Genomic DNA, 23466 nt, shown 5'->3' on the forward strand with positions numbered 1-23466 from the left:
AGTAGCTCTTTAAACTTTACCAGTCGCCCAATTCAAGGAATTTTTCCCTCGTTTCCGCATCAAAGATAGCGGCTCTCGGTATTCCTTTCTCCGATACAGAGATAAAGACGTATACTTGCCTCTCAGGATGACGCCCATTACCGCTGCCAACTCTAAAATGCGCATAATCGTCGGCACGCATCAGCACGGAGTTTACATTTTTATAAGGTGTTTTTTCACGGATAGTCAGCTTCGAATCCTTAAATTCCTCATATTCCCACTGGTCTAGGGAATTATAAAACGCCTCGGCATCTTTAAATTTTTTCGCGGAGTTGTCTGGATAATCACTCCAGGGTGCTTGTTTAGGGAACATGGAATTGACCACTTTTATTAAATCCGTTTGCGTAGGTTTGTATTTCCCATTGGTGCCATTTAAGCTCACGTTATACTGCAAATCTTCTTGCGAGAAGACTAGCTTATAACCCATTGGTGTATTTCCAATCAAGCCTTTTTTTCTATCACTAATAACAACCGGCTTATACCCCTTCGGAACATCAACCGCAGGAGCTGCCGTAATTTCGAGGACACCAGCCATTTTCATATTTTTATATTCAATAGATAGTTCCTTCCCAGTAACCTTACCCTCAACATGAGTGATATGAAACGGAAAATAGCTGGGCACAAGGATTTCCTTATTAAACTTTTCACGATATTCCTTGGTTACAATCAATTCATTCATAAGTGGGTTTGTCACATCAGAAACTACCTTGATATGTGATATTTTGTGATCCTTCCATGTAATCTCCCAGATAAAAGCAATTCTCTCGGCCTGCCCATCTTCAAAAAAATGGCCCATTAAAATAAGAGTGTTTTTCCGCGGAGAAGGAAGAGTTCCAAGTCCACCTAACGGCGTTTTCTCCCTGATTTCCGGCAGCTTGACATGAGGCTCCTTTAACGTATTTAGTCTTTGGTGGTCATTATGAAACAAAGCCTTATCAAATGCACGAAAAACTTCCTGTTCAAAATTCCTGTTTGCGGCAGCTCCAATGATATTTGATGTGCCTAAAAAACAAATTAGCACTAATAACAATATTTTACCTTTCACTTATTCATCACCTCAATTTAAGGTCACCAATATCAACCTAACCTATTCAGGTGTTCAAAGCTTATGCATTCAACTGCTCCAATTAAACCTATTGGCGTAGTACAACGTCAAAATTCAGGTGTCAATTACGCCAATAGAGTTTATTGGCGCAGTGCAACATCGACAACCGGTGTGTGACTGCTGCAATAAAGGAATGGGAGCAGCTCATGTACGCAAATTCGTAATCACAGATGTAAATGAAGAAGGTGGGCATGCTTTAGCGGTGGAATTAGGGGAGTGGACACTTACGGATCCGGATGAGGGAATAGTATGGTTGCTAAATAAGCGGAGAAAGTTCCCTTAATTTGAAAATAGTACCCAAAATACAATAAATAGACGGAAGAATTCCGACTATTGACTTGAAAAATGTGAAAATAGGTGATTTTGCTTTGCATAAGCGGAAAACCTCCGCCTATTTACCCATATTGAGCTCCATTCTGCGGACTAACCGGAAAAGTTCCGCTTATATTTTGTTAAAGGATACGGAACCCGTTAATCGAAAGTGCCTTTCTTTTATAAAGAAAGGTTTTTTTTATTGAAGAAGACTTTTAACCATTATCACTACAACCATAATGATAAATACATAGCCTTATATGTTAAAATTAGGATATTATAAATCTATCAAAGTTATGGAGAGTTAGTATGAACGTTCAATCACTAAAATTTGTAAAATCAACGCAAGATATGCTAGAAGAAGTCAATGCAATTTATCTAAAGTGCCGTGAGAATCTATTTGAAAACGGCATTCTCCAGTGGGATGACCACTATCCAAATAAAGACTATTTTCAGGAATGTATCGAAGATGATGCTTTGTTTGTTCTAATGGAAAACGGAGACATCATTGGTCATGTCGTCCTTAATGAATGGGAATCTGACGAATGGCAAACCATCACTTGGACAGGAAGCCAGCCAATAGTCATCCATTCCTTAATGGTTGATCCGTCAAGGCAAGGAAACGGTATTGGCACGGATTTTGTGAAGCTATGCGAGAAATTTGCAAGGAAGCAGGGCTACAAATGTATAAGATTGGACGCCTTTTCGGGGAATGCGAAAGCCATCCATTTATATGAAAAATTGGGGTATCAAAAACGAGGCAGTGTCTTTTTTAACTCAAAGCCGGAAGGCCACCAGGAATATATTTGTTTTGAAAAAGAATTATAAGGAGTAGGTACGATGAATTTATCAGATTTAACCTATGAAGACTTTCAATCTTTAAATGAGGATTCACCCTTTTGGGACCGAAAAATGAACCTGATTGTGCAGCAGGAAAACCTTCCTGAAGGAGCATTAGAGCGATTTTCATACGGTTCCAATATTGTTTACAGCTATAACCACGAACTGGTGATTAAACTATTTCCTAGTTATTTTAATGAGCAATTTGACAGAGAAGTGGAAGTACTACAGGCAATCGACGGGCGCATTCATTTAGTCGAGACGCCTAAGCTTATTTCAGTGGGCAGCCTGGAGGGGTGGAATTACCTCATCATGTCCGAATTAAAGGGTACGCTGTTGATAGATTTATGGGATGATCTCACGACAGAAGAACGAGCAGCGTGCGGTGTGGCTTTAGGGAAGGTAATCCGGGAGTTTCACCAGGTTCCTACAGAGCATTTTTCAAAAATTAATGTGAATTGGCGCGAGTTTATCGATAGGCAATATCAAAATAGGTTGGACAACCATGCCGATTTGCCACCGCATCTGTTGCAATCACTTGAATCATATGTGGATGAATCCTATATTGATTACACGCCTAACCTGAAATTACTGACAGGGGAATATACGCCATTCAATTTACTATTTAATAGAGTAGAAGGAAAATGGACATTAACAGGTGTGATTGATTTTGCCGATTGTTTTTTAGGAGATGGGGACTATGATTTGCTGGGGCCAATCCTGTTCATGTTTAATGGGAACAAGGAAATGACTACAGCATTTATAAAAAGCTATGGCAATGATGAACTGAATGAATCGTTGCGTAAAAAGCTGATGATTTATAGTATTCTGCACAGATACAGCGATATTAATTTTTATATTTCAAAAAACGAGCAAGCCGGCAAGAGTGAAGACTTTGAGGAGCTATCCACCTTTTTGTTCCACTTTTGAGTTACTCTGAAAGCAAGTCTTTTAAATTAGAAAATTGCCAATATATAAATATTTTCTAGTTCCAAAAAATCATGCACATTTTTTTGAATCCGTCATATATTAGCTTCTGTGTGATATTACAGATGGAAGGATGACAGAAGATGAGCAAAGACCAAGTAACGATCATAAGAAAAGACACGAATGGGGAAGGTACCATAAAAATTATTGAATGGAATGTATCTGACCCAGCAGAAGGCACCTATGCAGTAGTTACCCCAGTTAAAATGAAATAAATCTATCTACCAAACCACCTTTATGTAACTATACATAGAAAAGGTGGTTTTTTATTACAAATTCCGTTTGAGATATGAATTGGCTGACACTTATTTTAGTAAGAACCAATAAAGTACCAGTTCTTGTCCATTTTTTCTATTTTCTTGAAATCGCCTTCAAACGCATTTTTAGAAGGAGTTTGGTCGTTCGGCGTATACACAAAACCTGAAAAATTATCTAATATGCCACGATAAGTAAAAAAAGAGAATATTGTAACCATTGCCCGATTTCTCCACTACAATTTCTCCATAGACCCCCATCCCACAACAAAAAGAGTGGCACTCCAATTAGCACCACCCCAAAAACTATCCCTGTATAAACGGACGATTTTTCAAATGCCCGGTATGATCCTTCAAATGATAGTAAAACAAATCGTACTGCACCCATCTCAACGGAATCTTAAAAGCTAGTTCATTTTTCTTGTTATAAACAAGGACATGCTTTCGGTTGTATTCCACCTTCTTAATCTCGTCCATCCCAATACTGAATTGCTTAGACCCATCCTGCTTCACAAGCTGGCGGCCGACAATCAATACCTTTCGCTGCTTATTTCTAGTAAACTCGTAATAACACGCAGCACCGCCAACTATAGTAAACAATAAAGATATCCACAACAATCCTTCAAACCCGGAGAGAATCACCCGAACCCAATGGGTGATCAACAAGGCGATAAAGAACCAGGCACCTCTGCTAAGCCTTGGCGAACTCTCGTAATACACACTTTTTTCCATTTCTTGAATAGCCTCAGACCGATAATGGAAAAATTGCTGTTTATGTTCCTCGATACTTAATGAATCAAAGTCGACAAAATCCGTATACGTCCCATCCCACATTAAAGCAGTATCATCGCCATCCTCTAGCGAATAACCGCCAGCCCAGCCGGCATACATACGGTCTTGCTCACGGAAGCTCATTAAATAATAGCAGATTGGCTGGCCGTACGTATTTTCGGTTTCCACGTGATCCACCACTTCAATGTCCTCAGGATAGTGCACAATCCCGTCATCATCCTCTGGCAGATGGATAATCGTCGAAAACAATCTAGTCCGTGCCAAATGCTGCTGTTTATTCTCGGAAATCGGGTAGATGTGCTCAAGATTTTTGTCCTTCAGCTCCCAATAGACCATTTCGGCGGTTTCAATATTCTTTGCACAGTCCAACAATGCAGCAGCATCATAGTCAAGATTCTTGGAGATCGCAATCAGCACAGCTTCCCCTTTTAAAAATGGATCGTGGAAACCTTGGGCCTGTTGAAGCTCATTTTGCGTTTCTTCAGAAAAATAATATTCCATCAAATTAATAAACAATCGCATCCGGTTGCGGACAATCATATAATTGTCTTTCCAGGCAGTGTAAACAAATTTCGTCGTATAGTCAGGGTCAAACTTTAAATACTCCAGCTTCTCTGCTTGGTAATCTTTTAGCAAGATCGGAAGGACTTGCTCCTTCTTAAATCCCTGCTCATACCCAGAAGTGTTTAACGACAGTAGCAGGTCATACATCATGAATTTATAATGCTTGGAATCTAGTTTATCGAGGGTGTATTCCAAGATTCCCTTAATCAGCATGGGATAAGAAGACAACTGCCGATAGGGGACCAGAAAATCTTCACTCTCCATTAACCCGACTATCTTTTCTTCTAAAAAATAAAAGATTTCTTCGTTTTCCGTTCCAAGAAGATAATCAATCGCCCGTTCCTTCGCCTGAAGCTCGAAACCATCAAAATGCTTCATGAGCCCCTCAATGACTTCGGGTCTGGCAAAATCGCAGACAAAATCAACGAGATAGACGGAAGGATTGTCCCAGTTGTCGACAGGCTGAGGGAACTTACTAGCAGCAGCTTTAATCATATCTTTTAGGACCTCGATCTGAACCTCTAATCCATCCTGCTGCTTAATTTCAAAAAGCTTTCCAAGGGCTTCGTATCGTTTTTGCGGATTTTCATTTTTCACTTGCCTCAGAATCTTGCGCAGCTTTAATTCGTACAAGATCTTCACCTGTCTTCCCTGAAAACTCTTTAACTATTAAGTTTATTGTATTTCATGCCAAAATGCCCGTCAAACAAAAATAAAACGATAAAAGGTGTGTAAAATTCAATAACTTTTTATTGAAAAACGATAAATAATGATTTAAAATCAATATAAAATAATACCATGAGGTGGTTTTTATGAGAAATGTCTCGACATTGTTTTTAAAAATAGCGGTAATTCTTATGGGAATTCCAGTTCTTGCCCTATGCATCTTTTTGGTGCCTGAGATGGGGGATCTTGCAGCAAAATTGCTTCCAAACTTTGCTTTTATAAAATATCTCGTTTCGATTATCTTTTACGCATCGGCGATTCCGTTTTACTTTGCTTTGTATCTAGCTTTCAGCCTTTTACGCTATATTGACAAAAATAATGCTTTCTCCGAACTTTCCGTCATGGCTTTACGGAAAATCAAGTACTGTGCCGTCATCATTAGTGGCTTACATCTGCTTGTCTGGCCGCTCTTTTATCTGTTTGCCGAAGCAGATGATGCCCCAGGTGTTGTCCTTGTCGGATTGATTGTTCCGTTTGCTTCCATAGTAATCGCAGTCTTCGCTGCAGTGCTTCAAAAGCTTTTACAAGAAGCGATTGATATAAAATCGGAAAATGACTTAATAATCTGAGGTGAACAGAATGGCAATTATAATCAACATTGATGTGATGCTGGCAAAGCGGAAAATGAGCGTAACAGAGCTTTCAGAGCGGGTAGGGATAACCATGGCGAACCTTTCTATCTTGAAAAATGGAAAGGCAAAGGCGATTCGGTTTTCCACATTAGAAGCGATTTGTAAGGCTTTGGATTGTCAACCTGGAGATATTTTGGAATACCGAAATGATGAATAGAAGAGGATAGGAAATTGAACAAACTATTACTAATTCCAATTATGTTAATACTGTTTTTATCTGCATGTAGCGAACAGTCGGGTACTCCGATTAAACCCAATGAAAACAATATGATCATTACGATTAAAAACAAGTCTAATTTTGACTTCAATGGACTGGGCGCGGCTGTTCTGAACCATTCATCCAATATGACCAATGCTGATGGGTCAAAAATTGAAAAAGGGGAAGAACTAAGGTTTGAATTCCTTAAAGAAGACTTTGATTTAGATGGTGAAGCCGAGATGGAAGTTCAGATTTTAAAAGATAACGGCGATACCATTCCACTTAACAAAAAAGTTACACTCCAATTAGTCGACAATCAGGAACTATTCTTTGAGCTTACGGGTAATTCTGTAGAAGAGACAGAAGTTATAAGAGTAAAATGAGTATGGAGAGATTCAAATTGATAAAAAATATGAGCCTGATAACAGATGAAATAAAAGATTTTTCCTTACAAAATATCGAGTCTATCGTTGGTTTCGTTTTGAACTTTCAAAATAGGTCTTTTAAAGACAGTTGTGTCCTGGATATCGATTTTCTTATTAAGGATAAAGGAACAGAATATATCGCCTGTTTTCGCTTCCATAACCCGAATACCATCAAATTTGAAAGCGGGGGTATTTTCCATCAACTCTCCCTCGAGATGTTTGATATTAGCGATCGAGGCTGGGACAATAAGAAATTTGAAGTGATTGATTACGAGGAAGATACGTTGCATTTTTATTGTACAGAGATTGAAGTAATTTCTGTTAGAGATGCGCAGCCCATTTTATAGAAAAAGAGCCCTTTCTCCAGAATGAGTTAGGGCTTAAATAGTTAAGGTATGAAATACCCGCGTTTTGTCCGTAGTTTTTCATATAAATACTGAATGCCATACAATAAATAGGCTTTATAGTTCAGGTAAATAAAAAACTGGATATGATTTAACTTGTTAAGCCGAATGATTTTTAATTTCTTCAGAATATCAATGATTAAAAACTCAAAAGCTCCGTCCGCAATAGCATTCAGCCCCACAAATTTCTTAAAGTTGCCGAAGGAAAATTTAAGCAGCCACATCGAAAGGGGCGCATAAGGTCCGACACTAAAAGGCAGTTCATCCCGCATAAATGACTTGTTCTTTTCGTAAAATTTCCACCAATTCCGTTTATGTCCATATAAGTGATTAATAATTTCAAAAACAATAATAAACATGCCAGCAAAGGAAAACCGTCTGAAATCGCGTCTTCCGAACAATAGCAGAGACAACCACGGAACGATGATGATGATCAAATTAAATAGAAAATGCCTCTTTCGGATCATTACTCTTTCCACCTCAACCCAATTTTTTCTACGCTTCTTTATGATAACCATTTTTTTAAAAAATCTCCCTCATTAAGGCAAATTGTATAGGTAGTGCCGATAATTTGTGAATTGGGGCGGATATTTCGGAACTAGAAGTTTTCACTGAAGAAGCATCTTTGTTAAAATATTTATAAAAAGTAATAGATTAGGAAGGTATTTAGAATTATGTCTTTACGAACTTTGATTGAAGCAGCAAACCAGTTTACCATTGATGAAGATTACATACGTATCACCGAGGAAAAGAGAAGGCAATTTGTTGAGCGATTTCCATTAGATAGACTGCCGGATATGACAGTGGAAGAGTACGCCGATACACCAACAAGAGATGCGTTTATTTATTGGCTGGAGCGAAAAGAAATTCTTGGGGGCATCGGTGGCGGCAATGCCTCGAAATTTGGTATTTACCGCAGCAGCACTGGGGATTATTGCATGGGTGCCTCTACGAAAAAGAAAGTATTGCAAGGAGAAGAGCTCGAAGCAGAGTTTTCAAAATTAAAAAATCAACTTGTGACCAATCTGCATTTGGCTTCAAAGGATCTTGTGGAAGATATCAAGGTAAATGAATTGATGATGTGGCCCATGGTCATGTTGAAAATTTTGAATATCTATTTTCCGGAAAAGTTTTTTAATGTTTACGCCCGAAAAGTCTTGGAACCATTGGCTGAGGATATGGAATTGCCGGCTGAAATCATTCAAGATACCTCTAAAAACTTTATCTTATTGCAATATCTAGAGTATAAAAGACTTAAGGAAATCGAGCCGTTTAAAAGCTGGAATTATGTGAAATTAAGTGAATTTATTTGGAAAAGGTACGGAGAAAAGGAACCTACCCATTATTATTTAATTGAACACCGCTATGAAGAACGGGATTATTTGAGCCATTTTATCGAACATAACGTCATTTCACTCCCGATTTTTAAAAATGATTTATCGAGTTACATAACCAGCGATGAGATGAATCTTATTTATGCTGAAATTAAGGATGAAAAAGAAAAGGATGCCATTGAAGCCTTCTTCAAATTGAAGAAAGGGGATATTGTCGGTGTCAAAACCACCTATTCCGAACGGCAAGAGGATGGCGGTTTAAAGTACATTTTAAAAATTGCCGCAATCGCACAAGTTAGCGCCAATCCAATTGATGGATATAAGTTCGATGATATTTTGGGTCATACCATTCCAATTGAGTGGATTTCGAAAGAGGAACGACTATTGCCTGGATACGGTGGTTTCCGCGATCGAATCCATGAAATTACGAAAAAAAGGCACATAAATGTGATGTTTAACGGATTAAAACCAGAAGAGGAAACCCCTTCAGTGAAAGTGGAACCAACACCTGCGAATCTGCCAAATAGTCCATTAAACGTGATTTACTATGGCCCTCCAGGGACAGGGAAAACATTTAATATAACAAAAAGTGCTGTTGAAACAATTGAAGGCTCATTTGAGGATATTGATTATAAGAAGCATTACAAATCGCTAGTGAATCAAGGACAAGTCCAGTTCATCACGTTTCATCAAAGTTTCTCCTACGAAGATTTTATTGAGGGACTCCGTTCGGATGGAGAGGGAGGATTTAGACCAGAAGATGGCACGTTAAAACGGATTGCCATTGAAGCACTATATGAAGGCCTAAATATGAGTAACCCGGCAGAAAGGTATGAAGATAAAAAGCAGGCAGTGTTAAAAGCTATGCAGGAAAAGGACCGTTTTGATTTTTCCTCGGCGCCGCGTTATGTCCTTGTCATTGACGAAATTAATCGGGCCAATATTTCCAAAGTCTTCGGGGAACTTATCACATTGCTTGAAGACGACAAACGATTGACCAGGGAAAACGAAACAGTGGTTAAGCTTCCGTATTCACGGGAACTATTTGTCTTGCCTCCCAACCTTTATTTGATTGGAACAATGAATACAGCAGACCGTTCTATTTCATTACTTGATACAGCATTGCGCCGCCGGTTCGCATTTGAAGAGATGATGCCAAAGCCCAATCTGTTGCAGCCAATTGAAAATATTGATTTGCCTAATCTTTTGGAACTGATGAACAAAAGGATTGAAGTTTTATTTGATCGCGACCATACAATCGGACATGCCTACTTCATGCATGCAGAGACAGAGGAAGAAGTTTTTCTTGTCTTATTAAATAAAATTGTTCCTTTGCTGCAAGAGTATTTTTATGATGATTGGGAAAAAATCGGTTTGGTCCTTGGCGGGATTGGTACCTCAGAAGAGGAAGCGTGCATTGTGTACCGTGAGGAGATAAACCTGCACAAACTTTTTAAAGACTCTGTTATGCTGGCAACGCTTGATTTACCGGTAAAATACCGGATTAAAAAGCAACTAAAACTTCGGGATATTCAAAGGATTTACGAGTAATGAAGACCATCAGTATTCGAGAAGCCTATGATTGGCTTCTCTTGGGTAAACATATCAATCAAGAAGAATGGGATGAACTGCTTCAATTTGCATCCGAAAAGTATATTTCCTTTATGGAAATTGGCTATGGCAAAATTCGTTTTATTAATATTGTTGGGGTCATTCAACTTTCTTCAGTACGCTTGGAAATATTGCCAAAAATAGCCATTCATCAAGACTCTGAAGAGGAAAACAGAAAAGCGCTAATAAATATGTTAAATAAAACTCGTTATCTGCCAATCACCCTTCATGATGCGACCATTAGCCAGCTAGCTAAAGCAGATCTCTTTCATATCTATGCAAAAGTATATTTACAGCTCTTGCTTAAAGAATTGAGAAGGGGAGTGTATAAAGAATATAAGCTGAAGCAGGAAAATGTTTTAGCATTAAAAGGGCGATTTGTGCTAGCTGAGCACATCAGACAAAATGCCTTTCAACCAGTAAAAGCATTTTGTGAATTTGATGAACTACAAGAGGATGTACTGCTGAATCAAATCTTGAAACGGGCGTTGCAATTACTGTTTCCGTATCTTTCGAAAAGTACACTAAAAACGGAATCACTGATTATATTGGATATGCTGCAAAGTGTTTCAGATGTTACTATTCGAAAAGAACACTCGGACCTCATGACTTTTCATCGGCAAAATCGGCGTTTTGAACAGGTTTTTAAGGTTGCAAGATTGATTATTGAAAACGAAATGATGACTTCAAAATATAGCAACAGCCACAGCTTTTCATTTCTATTTGAAATGAATCAACTGTTTGAAGCGTATATTGAATCAGCTTTTCGATTCCTTGCAATTGATGAGAATATTTCGGTTCGCGCGCAGCATGATGAAAAACGGCTGTTAATAAACGTTAACACAGGACAGGAAAATATTAAACTAAAGCCTGATTTTGTTATTAACGGAGATAGATATCAACTAATCGTTGATACCAAATGGAAGACAATCATTCGTGAGGGAAGACTTATGTATCTGCAGAGTGATTTGTACCAAATGTATGCTTATGTTACTTCTTATAAAGAAGCGGAAAAATGTGTGCTCCTCTATCCGAAAACTGAGGCTAGTGCCGGACTTCCTAAATGGCAGGTGCCGGGGGAAGAAAAATATATTGAAATACAAACGGTTAGGTTGAGTAGTTTTATGGAGACGGTGGAGGATTTAAGGGACATTATATTAAATATGTGAATTACCTTAAAGATAGATGTGGATTGTGCGTTTGGCGTAAAATATTGATATGAAGATACTGATTATATTAAGTACTCATTTTCCTGATACCATTCATGATGATATTCTTTCTAGCTAATTTTGAAAAATTCCGGAGATACTGGATTGTTAACAAATATTGAATAGCGTTGTTCATCTATAAACGGAGAATATTGATAATATGACCTTTTAATCCTAGATTTAAATATTGTTTAAGTGAATATTATTATTGTTGTTATGCTCAGTTCTAAGTGAAATGTGTACCATCTCCATTACCAATTTGAGTGGAAAGTTAAACTCCCTAGATTCATAAATCTGGGGAGTTTTTGTTACTCAGAAAAAATCACCGATGTTATTTTTTCTTAAGGACGCCTTTTTTGACCAAATTTATTAGTGTTCCTTTGTTCTTGTACCTTTGAAATGCAATTAGCCGATTTAAATCTTTAACGGTTAACTCGGCAGGGTCAATAGCCAATTCAAATTCATTGCTGACCTTGTCAATTAGAGATAAGGCATATTCAGTTTGTTTTGGAGTTAATTTGTAATCTTCCTCATTTTTGTCTTGATTTTCACTTTCTTTGGTTGCAATATTATTTTCTAATGCTGCAGCATGTTCCTTTAATTTTGCATCAATTAATGCCTCCACATCAGCCTGGCTAATTTTTGGTGTTTCTTCTTGTATGACATTTTGATTTTGTTTAAATAATTTTTCAATAATTCCCTTAAGCAAAACTACCACTCCACTTTCCTAGAGTTCGTTAAATCTCAATTGTTAATATGAATATTTATCCAATTATAATATTAAAATAATAGAATAAAAAAACAACACTTTTTGGATAAATTTTGTTATATAAAGTAAAAGTATGTAAAAAATATAGGAGATTTTTAATGGATTTTGTAAATATTTAGGTTAATAGTACTATTTATAGTATAATGGAGAAAATTGCAATTTTTGGAGCGGTTGTTATGGCGATTACGATTCCTGAAACAATACGATCATCTGCCACTGCTGGAGAAAGATTATTCTTTCGAACTTTAAAAACGTTTCTTCCAGATGATTATATTGTTTATTTTGAACCGGAAATACAAGGAAAACGGCCGGATTTTGTTATCATCGGCCCTGATTTAGGAATTGTAGTTCTGGAAGTAAAGGACTATACCAAGAATACTCTTTTTCAATTAAACCATGATGAATGGCATATTGTTACGACTTCGGGTGACCAAGCGGTAATAAAAAGTCCAATGAAACAAGCAAGGGATTATATGTTCCATGTTGTGGATGTACTGAAAAAAGATAAAAATCTTGTTCAATTAGATGGAAAGCATAAATTTCAACTGAAATTTCCTTATGGCCATGGTGTTGTTTTTACCAGATTGTACTCCAAGGATTTTATTAAGGACGGTCTTTATTCAGTTATTGAACCCCATCTTTGTTTAACAAGGGATGAAATTGATCCGGAAAAGGAAGAGTTTTCTGAAGAAGTACTAATGGAAAAGATCTTAAACATGTTTGTCGTTCCTTTTCGATTAAGGGAACCACTGTCGATAGAAGATATTAATGCGATTCGCTATCATTTATTCCCTGAGGTTCGAATAAGCGCTGAGTTTAAGGCACCAGTTCCATATCAAGATCAGTTGCTTTTGTCTTTACACGATATTAAAACGATGGATCTTCACCAGGAGAATTTGGCCAAACAAATCGGGGATAAGAATCGCTTGATTCGAGGAGTTGCCGGCAGTGGTAAAACGATAATACTTGCAAGTCGTGCAAAGATGTTATTAAAACAAAATCCGGATTGGAGGATACTCATCCTATGTTTTAATATCTCATTGGCTAATGCGATTCAACAAATGATTAATCATATGTTAAATGAACCAGAGGATCTATTTGATTTCGATCCAGGGTCAAAAGAAGTTCAAAATCAAAATATAATCGTTCGAAACTTTCATTCATGGTTGAAACATGATTTGAAAATGAATGAATATCAGTTACCAGATATGATTGAAAAAATTGAGAGGAACGAAACGATTCTCCCTACCTACGATGCGATACTGATTGATGAGGGCCAGGATTTTGAGGTTGAATGGCTGCGATTGGTCAGCCTGCTAATTAATTCTGATACTCAATCACTGCTATTGGTAGAAGATAGAGCACAAACTATTTACAAACGTAAACGCTCATACTTGCAGGATACTGGTTTGAGTTTTCAAGGAAGATCAAAAGTTTTAACGATAAATTACCGAAATACTTCACAAATTGTAAAGTTTGCCTGGGATTTTTACAGGGAGCACTCCATGTTTAAAAATAAGGTTGTGAATCGTGAACTTGAAGGGGAAATTATTGCTCCGCAAAGTACAAAAAGAAAAGGCCCAGACGTAGGTATTATTAAGGCAAAAACCTTTCCTGAAGAGATAAGAGTGGTAGCAAGACAAATAAAAAAACTGCATGAAGAAAAGAAAGTACCGTTAGACGAGATGTTGATACTCTACCGCGTTAAAAAGACTCACAAGTTCCCGGTTGTTGATTCTATTAAACGTATTTTGGGTGAATCTGGGTTGACATACTATTGGATAACTGAAAATGATGGTTCAAAGCGCTCCTTTAAGAAAGATGATGGAAAGATCAAGATAAGTACTATTGATAGCAGTAAAGGCCTTGATTTCCAGGCAGTGTTTATTGTAAATGTTGATTCAATGCCATTCCCATTGGAAGATGATAAAGAGCGGGAGGTATCTTTACTTTACATAGGGATGACAAGAGCAAAACAATATTTATGCTTGTCGTACTCGGGGGAATCTGAGTTCACCCAGTATTTTGATGGAATTTTACTAGAAAGAAACCAAAAAAAGAGTGGGTTTGAAAAAATAAATTAATGATAAAAAAGAGTTGGCAAAGTAAATTTCCAACTCTTTTTTTGCTAATCTTAACAGGCCTACTTGAGTTTAAAATCTCTAAAATACACAAAATGCTTATCCGTAATATATCTGTCGTATACTTTGGCCACATCTCGATCGATATCCACGCGAATCTCCACCAACGCATCAGAATATCCCTCGAAATATACATTACATTATCCCCAAAAGGCTAAATAATAAAGTAATATTAATATTCTCTATTGAGGTTATTATAGTAAGCACTCGCCATGAAAATATTTTCACCTTGGATTTTGTGGATAATCACAATGACCTTGTATATGATTACCGTGACAATGACTCCTATTTTTTTCTTATGCAACTAAATTTTAAAAAGATACTTATAAACGGGTTACCATTTGCACATTTTAAAAGAAAAAAAGGAGGGGGCTTTCTATTGATATGGATTATTGGACTATACTTATTAAATACTGTTTTTATGATCATAATGGCGGTTCGCGAGGTAAGGCGACCAGCAGTTGCTTTAAATTGGATAACCATTAGTTTTATCTTCCCTGTGATTGGTTTTGGGCTCTATCTTATTACATCAAATCCAATACGTATAAATCAAAGTAAGAAGCCCACTTTTATTTCTTCTCAATCAGACATGCTTCCTGATTCCTTTGCCAACTCAGCTCAGCAAATAGCGAAAGCATTGAAACATTTAACCGGGAGTGGATTAAAGTCTGGACAAGTACAAGTGCTTATAAATGGGATAAATACTTACGAAAAACTTATGGAATCTATACAGAACGCCAAAAAAACAATTGACCTTGAATATTACATATATAGAGACGACGAAATCGGAAGGTGCATTACGGACTTACTGATTGAACGGTCATTGGAAGGTGTACATATCCGGTTTATAAGAGACGGTTGGGGGAGCAGGAAATTATCCCAAAAACAGGTTTTTCGGATGGTGGATGCCGGAATAGAATGTCGGACTATTTTTCCTTTACGTGCCCCTTGGATATTTTCAACATTGAATAACCGGGATCATTGTAAGATTGCCTTATTTGACGGCATAGAAGCTTATACCGGCGGGATTAATATTGGGGATGAATATACTGGATTAAAGCCAAATGTAGGCTACTGGCGTGACACTCATGTAAGAATAGTTGGTGAAGCTTCAGCTGATTTGAAAATGGTTTTCGAGAACCATTGGAAGATTGCCTCACCTGAACATATTAGGGGGAAATCTGGAATGAAAACAAAAACAGTAAAAGATGGTTCCTCAATCATTCCTAAAACCAGCCGGTTAACACCATTTACCACGATGACAGAATGGAGCACAGAGTTGGGAACGGTTGAACGAACGAAGACGAATAAAGTTCCGACTAATGAGAAAATGCGCCAAGCCTATGTTCAGACAGTAGAAGGTGATCCAAGTATTCCTACACCTTTTATTAGGCAAGCGTACTTTATAGGGTTAACACAAGCCACAAAGACCATTGATATCACCACACCCTACTTTGTACCAGATCAGGATATTATTATGGGGCTTAAGACGGCTGTGCAACGTGGCGTACGGATAAGATTGCTGGTACCTCGTCAAGTAAATCAAAAAATGGTAGAACGGGCAAGCTTTACTTATTATGGAGAGTTATTGGAAGCAGGGGTCCAAATCTACTTATATAACAAAGGAATGCTTCATGCGAAGACGATGGTTATCGATGGGGAAGTAGCAGAAGTCGGAGCAGCAAACTACGATATGAGAAGTTTTCGTTTGAATTACGAAGTGAGTGAATTTTTTTACAGTAAAGATGTCGCGATAGATCTTACAGAACAGTTTGAGCAAGACCTTTGTGATTCTGTCCCATTGCGAATGGATGATTTATTGCAACGCTCTCCTTCACAGCGGATAATGCAGCAAGGGGCCCGCCTTCTTTTTCCGCTGTTGTAAGCTATTTTGAAGATAATCATAATAATACATTCCATAAGCCCTCAGACGATTCAATCTGAGGGCTTTTTTGAAAATGAAATTAGAAATCTTTCATAGAAGTTCTTTTTTATTCACAAGGATTAATATCCCTTTTTTAAAACGAGCCAACCTTCCACTCTGGTAAATACGGTGGTATTGGTACATTAATGGTTGATGCCGGTATCTCAAGTATCTTTCCAATTTGAATATCGTAGGGTGAAATTAATGCGTTGGCTTTTTGTAGATTATCAACGGATATGCCATATTGATTAGCCAGTGATTGTAAAGTATCTTCTTCAGTAACGATATGCTGGGTTCGTAACTTTTCGATTTTACATGCTGATTGCTTAAATGTTGGCTGTTTGGATAGTGGGTCGGTAAAATCCGCTGTTAACTCATTTGCAGCTTCCCGTCTTTCCCAACTGCCAAAATGAAATGGAACAAATACTAGTCCTTTTTGTACCACCTTTCCAATTCTTGCAGGAACCTCAATCCATCCACGTGGGGACGAGATACGGATAAGTTCTCCAGGAAGAAGAGAAAGTAACTCTGCATCTGCCTCATTGATTTCCACATATCCCCGGGGAGCAGCTACATGCAAAAAAGGTGATCGAGCCGTCTTTGTCCTGGTATGCCAATGCCAAACAAGTCGTCCTGTTGTCAGCCACATTGGATACTCTTTTGTCGGCTGTTCAGCAGGTGGCAAATAGGTGATTGGATAAAGGATTGCCCGGCCATTTGGATTTTTCCTTTCATATTCTTGTTTTGTTAAAGGCCGTCCTGTAAATTGATGTTTCGTAAAACTCTGGGTATATTCTGTTTCTGTAGGAAATTTAAAATCAGAATATAGTCTGGTTGTACCTTCAGGATGCTCTTCATTTACAGGCCAGCGAAGGCCATTATACTTTTCTAACTTTTCGTAAGATATCCCGGTCATATCACAAGGACGGCCACGAGAGACATTTTTCCACTCTTCAAAGCATTCTTCTGTTGTAGTGTAATCAATTAACGGATTTCCATCACGATCCTTTAAACCCATCCGTTTTGCAAAATCTAACAAAATTTCAAAATCAGTTCTTACTCCTTCCGGTGGGTTGACGGCTTTTCTTAATAAATTTATCGTTCGCTCTGTATTCTCCATCACTCCCTCTTTTTCCCCCCACAAAGCAGTTGGCAGAACAACATCTGCAACCGTGGCCGTCTCTGTTAAAAAAGGATCCTGAACTACAACGAATGTTTTTTCAAATGCTGCTTTGGCCCGCCGTCTATTCGGAAGAGAAACCATGGGATTGGTGCCGATATTCCAAAAGAAGCCGATTTGGCCCATTTCCATCATATCAATTTGTTCCTCAATACCCTTTTCCGGTCCCACCGGAAGTTTCGCTTCCTCTACATTCCATAGCCTTGCCATCTCTTGTATATGTGACGGATTGGCCGAATTCCGCTGTGCTGGAAAAGTTCCCACCCCGCCTGCTGTCCGGTTGGCGGATGAGCTTGGCTGTCCTGCCATATGGAGTGGTCCGCAGCCTGGCTTGCCAATTAACCCTCTAATCAAATGCAAATTATTGATGGCGACACATGCTGTTGTCGCATCAGCGCTTTGATAGATTCCTTGCAGAGTGGTGGTGATAAGTGATGGTGTTTTCCCTAGCTGTGCTGCCACAAGCAGGAGTAGGTCGATAGGTACCCCCGTTACTTCAGAAGTTTTCTCCGGGGTCCAATTTTTTACGGATTCCTCCATTTCTTGAAACCCAATTGTATGATTATCAATAAAGTTTTCATCAATCCAGCCATTTGTTAAAATCAGATGAAGAATTCCGTTTAAAAGAGCCACATTTGTTCCAGGATAAAGCTGAAGATGGATGTCCGCGGCCTTTGCTGTCAGTGTCCTTCTAGGATCAACAGTGATAATGAACGGTTTTCCTGTTCTCTTCTTACGGTCCATTATCCGTTCAAACAGCACTGTACCCGTTTCAGCTACATTGTGTCCAAACAACAAGAGCGTATCAGTTTCGTCTACATCATCATAGGAAGTTGGGCTGCCATCTGCACCAAATGATTGTAGTAAGCAAAATTCGGTGGTAGCTGTACAAAGCCGGGTATTGGCATCTAGCAAATGAGTTTGCAAGCCGGCCCTGCCGATCTTTGCAATTGTATAGTAATCCTCTAAGAAACCTTGTCCGGTTGAATAGATGGCTATGCTATTTGACCCTTTCTGTTTTAGAGAATCGGTCGCTTTTTTTACTATTAAATTCATCGCCTCATCCCATGTTGCAGGAACTAACTTTCCGGAAGAATCACGGATCATGGGAGTTAACAGACGATCGGGGCTATTATTGGCATACCACTGATTTTCCCCTTTTGGGCCAAGTCTGCCTCTGTTAATGGGATGGGCACTGTTTCCCTTGATTCCAACTATCTTCTCATCTTTCACAGCTATATAGCAGCCGCAGCCGATTGAGCATATATTACAGGTACTGTACACCCACTTATCAATATCTCCCTGGCTGTACACATTTATATCGGTTCTTTCAGTTTCCCAGGACATTGAACTTCCTCCTTGGATATTAGTTGTGAGAAAAAAGATTTTACTGCTAGCGAAGGGCAGATATGTAAAAAGAAGGGATGATATACTTCGTTTGCTCAGCCCCATAAATCCTTTCCAATTCGGCAGCTGAGTGTTCAAGGTTGGTCTTAATTTCCTGGAACAAAGGCTCCAAATTATTCACTGATTCCAGGTATGGAAGACTCATCCATTCAACCGCTCTTTTCCATGCTCGAAATGTAGGATTGGCTATTTCATTATCATGATAAATAATTGTCAGAAATTCTGTGATGTTCTTTAGTTCGGCCCTATCATTTGCAAGCTCTTGCATTAGCTTTTTAATCATTTCCAGTTGCTCTCTCAATATAGTTTGAAGTAAAATCGCAATCGGGTGATCAGAATTTTTTATTTCCTTTATTGCTTTTTCAGTTTGGTTTTGAAGATCTGAATATAACTCTTTTAGTTGTAACAATAAATTTCCTCTCTTTCAAAAATAATTAAAACGCTTGCGCGCAGCGCTCTTATTCCTTACTAAATTTCCCAATCATTTCACGAATATACTTTAGATGGAACTACTTTCCATTTAAAGTTAGAAGTTGGGTGAGTTTTTTAAAACAATCGAATTAGCATTACTCTTACAGAACAGTTTGGACGAGACTTAATGATTCTTAGATTATTGGAGGAGATTACCCAGGTATTGCCTTCCACACTCTATCGACTTTTGCCTCGAGCCTTGATACATAGAAAAACACCGTTTGCGGAACAAACGGTGTTTAATTTTATTCATCTTTATTATCTGGGTCATTTACATCTTTAGGATCTTCAATTGGTTCTTCTTTATCAGTGTTTACATTATTTTCATCAATATTATCTGGATCTGCTGCATCTTCAGGATCTTCAATTGGTTCTTCTTTATCAGTGTTTACATTATTTTCATCAATATTATCTGGATCTGCTGCGTCTTGAGGATCTTCAATTGGTTCTTCTGTCCCTGGATTTACATCCACTTCAGGTGGTGGTGGATTATTATCCTTATCTCTATTATTACACCCCAATAACAGGAAGATAGAAAGAAAAACTGTTGGTAATAGTCTTAACCACTTAAGATTCATTTTTACCGCCCTTTCCATTGTGATTTTCTCGTTTATTCTTTGTTTATTCTAACTGGTAGTATTCATAAAATTTTTTACCTATATTGGATCATTTTTCCCCAAAAAAATGGGACTTCTCAATGAGGTCCCATTTTCTTGTTTATTAAGTGTAATAATCTCTTTAATGGAAAGATAAACCGAACATTTGTTCGTGATGCTAAAAAAGAATATACGGATAATACGGATAATAATAATAAGGATAAGCATACCAAAATCCATATGGTCGTAATATCAACCCCGTTAATAAGCCACCTAATAAACCTCCTAATAAACCGCCTAGAAAAGGGTTAGCCCAATATGGCCCCCAAAAGAAGGGTCTAAAGGGGAACGGTCTAAAAAAGGGTCTAAAGAAAAATGGCCTTATACCCCAAATCCTTTGGTCTAAATTTTCAACCTGATTATTTTCCTGAGATAGATCGTAATAATATTGCGGTTCTGGATTCATGAAAAGCACCTTCATTTCATTTTTAATCCAGAATATGCGTTTACCTATTTTTATTCTTGGGTTAATATCCCTACTTTAAAATGGAAGAGACACAAAGTAAAAAAACAACTATACAGGCGAAGGAAATTAAATGGTTGTATACCTGTAATGAATTATAAATAAATACAGAGGTTGATACTCAGGGATAGGGAAATTTTTTTGAAAAAGCTCAATTTCTCAGTAATTGCTCAATAATTGTCTTCTAAAGGAAAATTTGTTTATTTAGAATTGAGGATAAAACATATTATTCGAGGCATTCTATCTGTTGTACTAAACTACAAACAGGAGGAAGTAACATGGATAATCAAATTGATACAAATAAATTAAAACAAGCAGAGGCAGCATCTTCTATAGTAAAAGATATGATAACTTCAGCGATTGAACAATCAGCTGCTAATACTACTCTTGCTTCAGAAGCGTTAAAACAAGCATCAAATGAGGTTGCACAAATACAAACATTAATTAGTCAAGTACAATCTCAGTTACAAGGCCAAGCATCTGCATCGGAACAATAAAACTATAATAATCTTTTAGCTAAGATGGTTAGATGGGATTTGCAATATACGCAAATCCACTTTTTATTTTTAATCATACGATGAACAGCGAACTCGATATTGGAACTGATGGGGATTTGAAACGAGGTTACTACAGAAAAAATGGTGCTATTCGCCAATAGTAATTTTATAACAATTTTTCCAAAAAATTTCCCGCATATCAAAATTTTGATTCAGACAATCTAAAAACGCAGGTCAAAAAATTTCAAGGAGGATTTTATCATGACAGTGATTACTCAAGTAAAACAGACATTAGCCGGCTTAAAAAGTGCACAAGCAAGTTTCGAAACATTTGCTCTTGGTACAGATAATCAACAGGCAAAGCAACTTTACCAAGATGCTGCTAAACAAACCCAATCCGTTATTAACAGCCTTGAACCACGCATTCAACAAATTGAACAAGAAGAACCTCAATACAAACAATAATGATTAGGAAAAAAAGGTTGGTTGGGAGGCCAACCTTTTTTAAGTCCTTTAAATAATGGGAAAAACGGAGATGGTTCCATGAAAGACAAAATAACCAAAATAAAAATTTTTCTTTCCATTTTAGCCGTGATTGGGTTTGGAACAGGATGTAACAATAACCAAAATCAGTTAGATGAGGATAACAATGATTTTGGTATTTCACAAGTACAGACGAGTAAACCCATCGGTCAATCTGTTGCCAATAGGGCTAAAGAAAAGATTATTGTCAAAGAAGAAATTTCAGATGTAAAGGCTGTGAATACAGATAAAGAGCTTTTTGTAGCAATAAAAGTTGAAAATTTTGATCGCTTTCGGCTAAAGAAAATTGAAAATTCAGTAAAGTTAGACTTGGAAAAAATGTACCCAAACCATGAAATAATTGTTTCAACAGATAAAAAAATGTTATGGGAATTGGAACAATTAGAACAAAAACTTCAAAAAGGCAACACAGATAAAAAGAGCTTAAAAAAGGACTTAAATAAAATTAAAAATCTAATGAAAGAGAAAACGTAAAGAGAAAGAGGCAAGCTATGTCAAATAATCAAAAGAAACAACTAACCCCAGTGCAGCAAGAATATCAAAAATTGCAAAAAAATCGAGAGATCAACAGACCCATTTTTAAAAATTGTATAAAGGCCTTTTTAACAGGTGGTCTGATTTGTCTTATTGGCCAGGTTATTCAAGACTTATACATTTATTATTTTGATTTTACAGACCAAACGGCTGGAAATCCAACTGTGGGTACATTAATATTTATTGCTATGCTTCTTACAGGTTTTGGGGTTTATGATCGAATTGCTCAATTTGGAGGAGCTGGTTCAGCAGTTCCAGTTACCGGATTTGGTAATGCTGTCATTTCAGCTGCTATTGAACATCGAACCGAAGGTTTTGTATTAGGAGTCGGAGGCAATATGTTTAAATTAGCTGGGGCGGTCATATTATTTGGTGTTTTTTCTGCATTTGTTATTGCTTTAGTAAAGACGATTTTAATAAGGTGGGGTGGTTTATGATGCTCGCAGGTCATCGTACATGGATCTTCGAACAAAAACCTGTGATACTTTCTACCGGAACAGTTGGTGGACCATTTGAAGCAAACGGAGCGATCGCAGAAGATTTCGATCTTCTTCATGCTGATTTATGGCTTGGACAGGATTCCTATGAAAAGGCACATAAAGTCCTTTTTGAAGAAGCCTGTCAAAAAGCCATGGAAAAAGGGGGCATCCAAAAGGATCAAGTTCAATTTATCCTAGCTGGGGACCTAATCAATCAGATTACCCCAACAAGTTTCGCTAGTCGAACAATTGGAGCACCGTATTTTGGTTTATTCGGTGCCTGCTCCACGTCTATGGAAGGATTAGCTCTAGGTGCTTATATTGTGAATACAAAAGGAGCGAAATATTTATTAACCGGAGCATCCAGTCATGATACAGCTGTTGAAAAACAATTTCGTTATCCAACTGAGTACGGCGGTCAAAAACCCCCTACTGCACAATGGACTGTTACTGGTGCGGGTGTGGCCCTTTTATGTGATTCTGGGGAAGGACCGCGTGTCACTTCTGCCACAATTGGACGTGTGATTGATATGGGCTTGACAGATCCATTTAATATGGGAGGAGCTATGGCGCCAGCAGCGGTTGATACCATTGAAGCCCATTTAAAGGAACGAAATGTCGAGCCATCTTATTACGATTTAATTGTAACCGGGGACCTGGGCCGGATTGGACATGAAGTTTCCATGGATCTATTTAAAAAGCACGGGACTCTTATTAACGAAGAACAATACCAAGATTGTGGTCTTATGATTTATCGGGAGGGACAACCTGTTTTAGCTGGGGCAAGTGGTGCAGGCTGTTCAGCGACAGTGGTATATGGCCATCTGTTAAACCGGATGAAAAAAGGTGAATTTAAACGAATGTTAATCGTGGCAACAGGTGCTTTGCTTTCACCGTTGTCCTTTCAGCAAAACGAAACCATTCCCTGCATTGCTCATGCGGTATCAATTGAATATGGAGGTGAATAATA

General features: G+C 37.8%; 25 protein-coding genes. 16 read left to right on the top strand and 9 right to left on the bottom strand.

Annotated features, from left to right (window positions below):
• Positions 1–16: 16 nt before the first annotated feature.
• Positions 17–1084, bottom strand: coding sequence for a hypothetical protein (locus ACZ43M_RS12675; protein WP_464507764.1), 1068 nt, complete (start codon positions 1082–1084; stop codon positions 17–19).
• Between the two features lie 681 nt (positions 1085–1765).
• Here ACZ43M_RS12675 and ACZ43M_RS12680 point away from each other — a divergent pair.
• The 3 genes from ACZ43M_RS12680 to ACZ43M_RS12690 all read left to right on the top strand — a co-directional run bounded on the left by ACZ43M_RS12680 (position 1766) and on the right by ACZ43M_RS12690 (position 3498).
• Complete coding sequence (locus ACZ43M_RS12680; protein ID WP_464507765.1) at positions 1766–2284, top strand: GNAT family N-acetyltransferase; 519 nt, start codon at positions 1766–1768, stop codon at positions 2282–2284.
• Positions 2285–2296: 12 nt separating this feature from the next.
• Entirely contained in the window at positions 2297–3226 is a 930-nt protein-coding gene (locus tag ACZ43M_RS12685; protein ID WP_464507766.1) for a phosphotransferase family protein, read from the top strand.
• A 140-nt stretch (positions 3227–3366) separates the two neighbouring features.
• Positions 3367–3498 (top strand): hypothetical protein, encoded by a 132-nt coding sequence (locus ACZ43M_RS12690; RefSeq protein ID WP_464507767.1) that lies wholly within the window; start codon positions 3367–3369, stop codon positions 3496–3498.
• 95 nt (positions 3499–3593) lie between these two features.
• Here the strand turns inward: ACZ43M_RS12690 and ACZ43M_RS12695 are convergent, their stop codons facing one another.
• Both ACZ43M_RS12695 and ACZ43M_RS12700 read right to left on the bottom strand, forming a co-directional pair.
• Positions 3594–3758 carry a hypothetical protein gene (locus tag ACZ43M_RS12695; protein ID WP_464507768.1) on the bottom strand — a complete coding sequence of 55 codons (165 nt, stop codon included), beginning with the start codon at positions 3756–3758 and terminating at the stop codon, positions 3594–3596.
• An 85-nt stretch (positions 3759–3843) separates the two neighbouring features.
• On the bottom strand, positions 3844–5526 hold the full coding sequence (locus ACZ43M_RS12700; protein ID WP_464507769.1) for a hypothetical protein: 1683 nt from the start codon (positions 5524–5526) through the stop codon (positions 3844–3846).
• 179 nt (positions 5527–5705) lie between these two features.
• Here ACZ43M_RS12700 and ACZ43M_RS12705 point away from each other — a divergent pair, with 179 nt between their 5' ends.
• Genes ACZ43M_RS12705 through ACZ43M_RS12720 form a run of 4 tightly spaced genes read left to right on the top strand, consistent with a single transcriptional unit; the run spans position 5706 to position 7222 of the window.
• Positions 5706–6188 carry a DUF2975 domain-containing protein gene (locus tag ACZ43M_RS12705; protein WP_464507770.1) on the top strand — a complete coding sequence of 161 codons (483 nt, stop codon included), beginning with the start codon at positions 5706–5708 and terminating at the stop codon, positions 6186–6188.
• A 10-nt stretch (positions 6189–6198) separates the two neighbouring features.
• The gene (locus tag ACZ43M_RS12710; RefSeq protein ID WP_464507771.1) at positions 6199–6408 is read left to right on the top strand and encodes a helix-turn-helix domain-containing protein; all 210 of its coding nucleotides are present in this window, start codon (positions 6199–6201) and stop codon (positions 6406–6408) included.
• A gap of 14 nt (positions 6409–6422) precedes the next feature.
• Positions 6423–6833: a hypothetical protein gene (locus tag ACZ43M_RS12715; protein ID WP_464507772.1), complete on the top strand. Its 411-nt coding sequence runs from the start codon at positions 6423–6425 to the stop codon at positions 6831–6833.
• Positions 6834–6850: 17 nt separating this feature from the next.
• Positions 6851–7222 carry a hypothetical protein gene (locus ACZ43M_RS12720; protein ID WP_464507773.1) on the top strand — a complete coding sequence of 124 codons (372 nt, stop codon included), beginning with the start codon at positions 6851–6853 and terminating at the stop codon, positions 7220–7222.
• A gap of 41 nt (positions 7223–7263) precedes the next feature.
• On the opposite strand, the gene ACZ43M_RS12725 is transcribed toward ACZ43M_RS12720, so the two are convergent.
• Positions 7264–7746: a hypothetical protein gene (locus tag ACZ43M_RS12725; protein WP_464507774.1), complete on the bottom strand. Its 483-nt coding sequence runs from the start codon at positions 7744–7746 to the stop codon at positions 7264–7266.
• Between the two features lie 207 nt (positions 7747–7953).
• Here ACZ43M_RS12725 and ACZ43M_RS12730 point away from each other — a divergent pair, with 207 nt between their 5' ends.
• Positions 7954–10164, top strand: coding sequence for an McrB family protein (locus ACZ43M_RS12730; RefSeq protein ID WP_464507775.1), 2211 nt, complete (start codon positions 7954–7956; stop codon positions 10162–10164).
• Positions 10164–11393 carry an McrC family protein gene (locus ACZ43M_RS12735; protein ID WP_464507776.1) on the top strand — a complete coding sequence of 410 codons (1230 nt, stop codon included), beginning with the start codon at positions 10164–10166 and terminating at the stop codon, positions 11391–11393. The genes ACZ43M_RS12730 and ACZ43M_RS12735 overlap by 1 nt, the downstream gene beginning before the upstream one ends.
• A 370-nt stretch (positions 11394–11763) precedes the next feature.
• On the opposite strand, the gene ACZ43M_RS12740 is transcribed toward ACZ43M_RS12735, so the two are convergent.
• Entirely contained in the window at positions 11764–12150 is a 387-nt protein-coding gene (locus ACZ43M_RS12740; protein WP_464507777.1) for an ABC transporter ATP-binding protein, read from the bottom strand.
• A 227-nt stretch (positions 12151–12377) separates the two neighbouring features.
• Here ACZ43M_RS12740 and ACZ43M_RS12745 point away from each other — a divergent pair, with 227 nt between their 5' ends.
• Positions 12378–14285, top strand: coding sequence for a 3'-5' exonuclease (locus ACZ43M_RS12745; protein WP_464507778.1), 1908 nt, complete (start codon positions 12378–12380; stop codon positions 14283–14285).
• Between the two features lie 436 nt (positions 14286–14721).
• Positions 14722–16227 carry a phospholipase D-like domain-containing protein gene (locus ACZ43M_RS12750; RefSeq protein WP_464507779.1) on the top strand — a complete coding sequence of 502 codons (1506 nt, stop codon included), beginning with the start codon at positions 14722–14724 and terminating at the stop codon, positions 16225–16227.
• 133 nt (positions 16228–16360) lie between these two features.
• Here ACZ43M_RS12750 and ACZ43M_RS12755 read toward each other — a convergent pair whose 3' ends face one another.
• The 4 genes from ACZ43M_RS12755 to ACZ43M_RS12770 all read right to left on the bottom strand — a co-directional run bounded on the left by ACZ43M_RS12755 (position 16361) and on the right by ACZ43M_RS12770 (position 20386).
• Complete coding sequence (locus ACZ43M_RS12755) at positions 16361–18793, bottom strand: molybdopterin-dependent oxidoreductase (RefSeq protein WP_464507780.1); 2433 nt, start codon at positions 18791–18793, stop codon at positions 16361–16363.
• A 46-nt stretch (positions 18794–18839) separates the two neighbouring features.
• On the bottom strand, positions 18840–19262 hold the full coding sequence (locus ACZ43M_RS12760; RefSeq protein WP_464507781.1) for a hypothetical protein: 423 nt from the start codon (positions 19260–19262) through the stop codon (positions 18840–18842).
• A 307-nt stretch (positions 19263–19569) separates the two neighbouring features.
• On the bottom strand, positions 19570–19902 hold the full coding sequence (locus tag ACZ43M_RS12765; protein WP_464507782.1) for a hypothetical protein: 333 nt from the start codon (positions 19900–19902) through the stop codon (positions 19570–19572).
• Positions 19903–20098: 196 nt separating this feature from the next.
• Positions 20099–20386, bottom strand: a complete 288-nt coding sequence (locus tag ACZ43M_RS12770; RefSeq protein WP_464507783.1) for a hypothetical protein — start codon at positions 20384–20386, stop codon at positions 20099–20101.
• 335 nt (positions 20387–20721) lie between these two features.
• On the opposite strand from ACZ43M_RS12770, the gene ACZ43M_RS12775 reads away from it, so the two are divergent.
• From ACZ43M_RS12775 to spoVAD, 5 genes are all read left to right on the top strand, one after another.
• A complete protein-coding gene (locus tag ACZ43M_RS12775) occupies positions 20722–20940 on the top strand; it encodes a hypothetical protein (RefSeq protein WP_464507784.1) in 219 nt (72 codons plus the stop codon).
• A 261-nt stretch (positions 20941–21201) separates the two neighbouring features.
• Positions 21202–21405: a DUF1657 domain-containing protein gene (locus ACZ43M_RS12780; RefSeq protein WP_464507785.1), complete on the top strand. Its 204-nt coding sequence runs from the start codon at positions 21202–21204 to the stop codon at positions 21403–21405.
• Positions 21406–21426: 21 nt separating this feature from the next.
• A complete protein-coding gene (locus tag ACZ43M_RS12785) occupies positions 21427–21957 on the top strand; it encodes a YhcN/YlaJ family sporulation lipoprotein (protein ID WP_464507786.1) in 531 nt (176 codons plus the stop codon).
• A gap of 17 nt (positions 21958–21974) precedes the next feature.
• Positions 21975–22454: a stage V sporulation protein AC gene (spoVAC, locus tag ACZ43M_RS12790; protein ID WP_464507787.1), complete on the top strand. Its 480-nt coding sequence runs from the start codon at positions 21975–21977 to the stop codon at positions 22452–22454.
• A complete protein-coding gene (gene spoVAD / locus ACZ43M_RS12795; protein ID WP_464508019.1) occupies positions 22454–23464 on the top strand; it encodes a stage V sporulation protein AD in 1011 nt (336 codons plus the stop codon). The genes spoVAC and spoVAD overlap by 1 nt, the downstream gene beginning before the upstream one ends.
• Positions 23465–23466 lie beyond the last annotated feature (2 nt).

Source organism: Neobacillus sp. B24 (assembly GCF_055381825.1).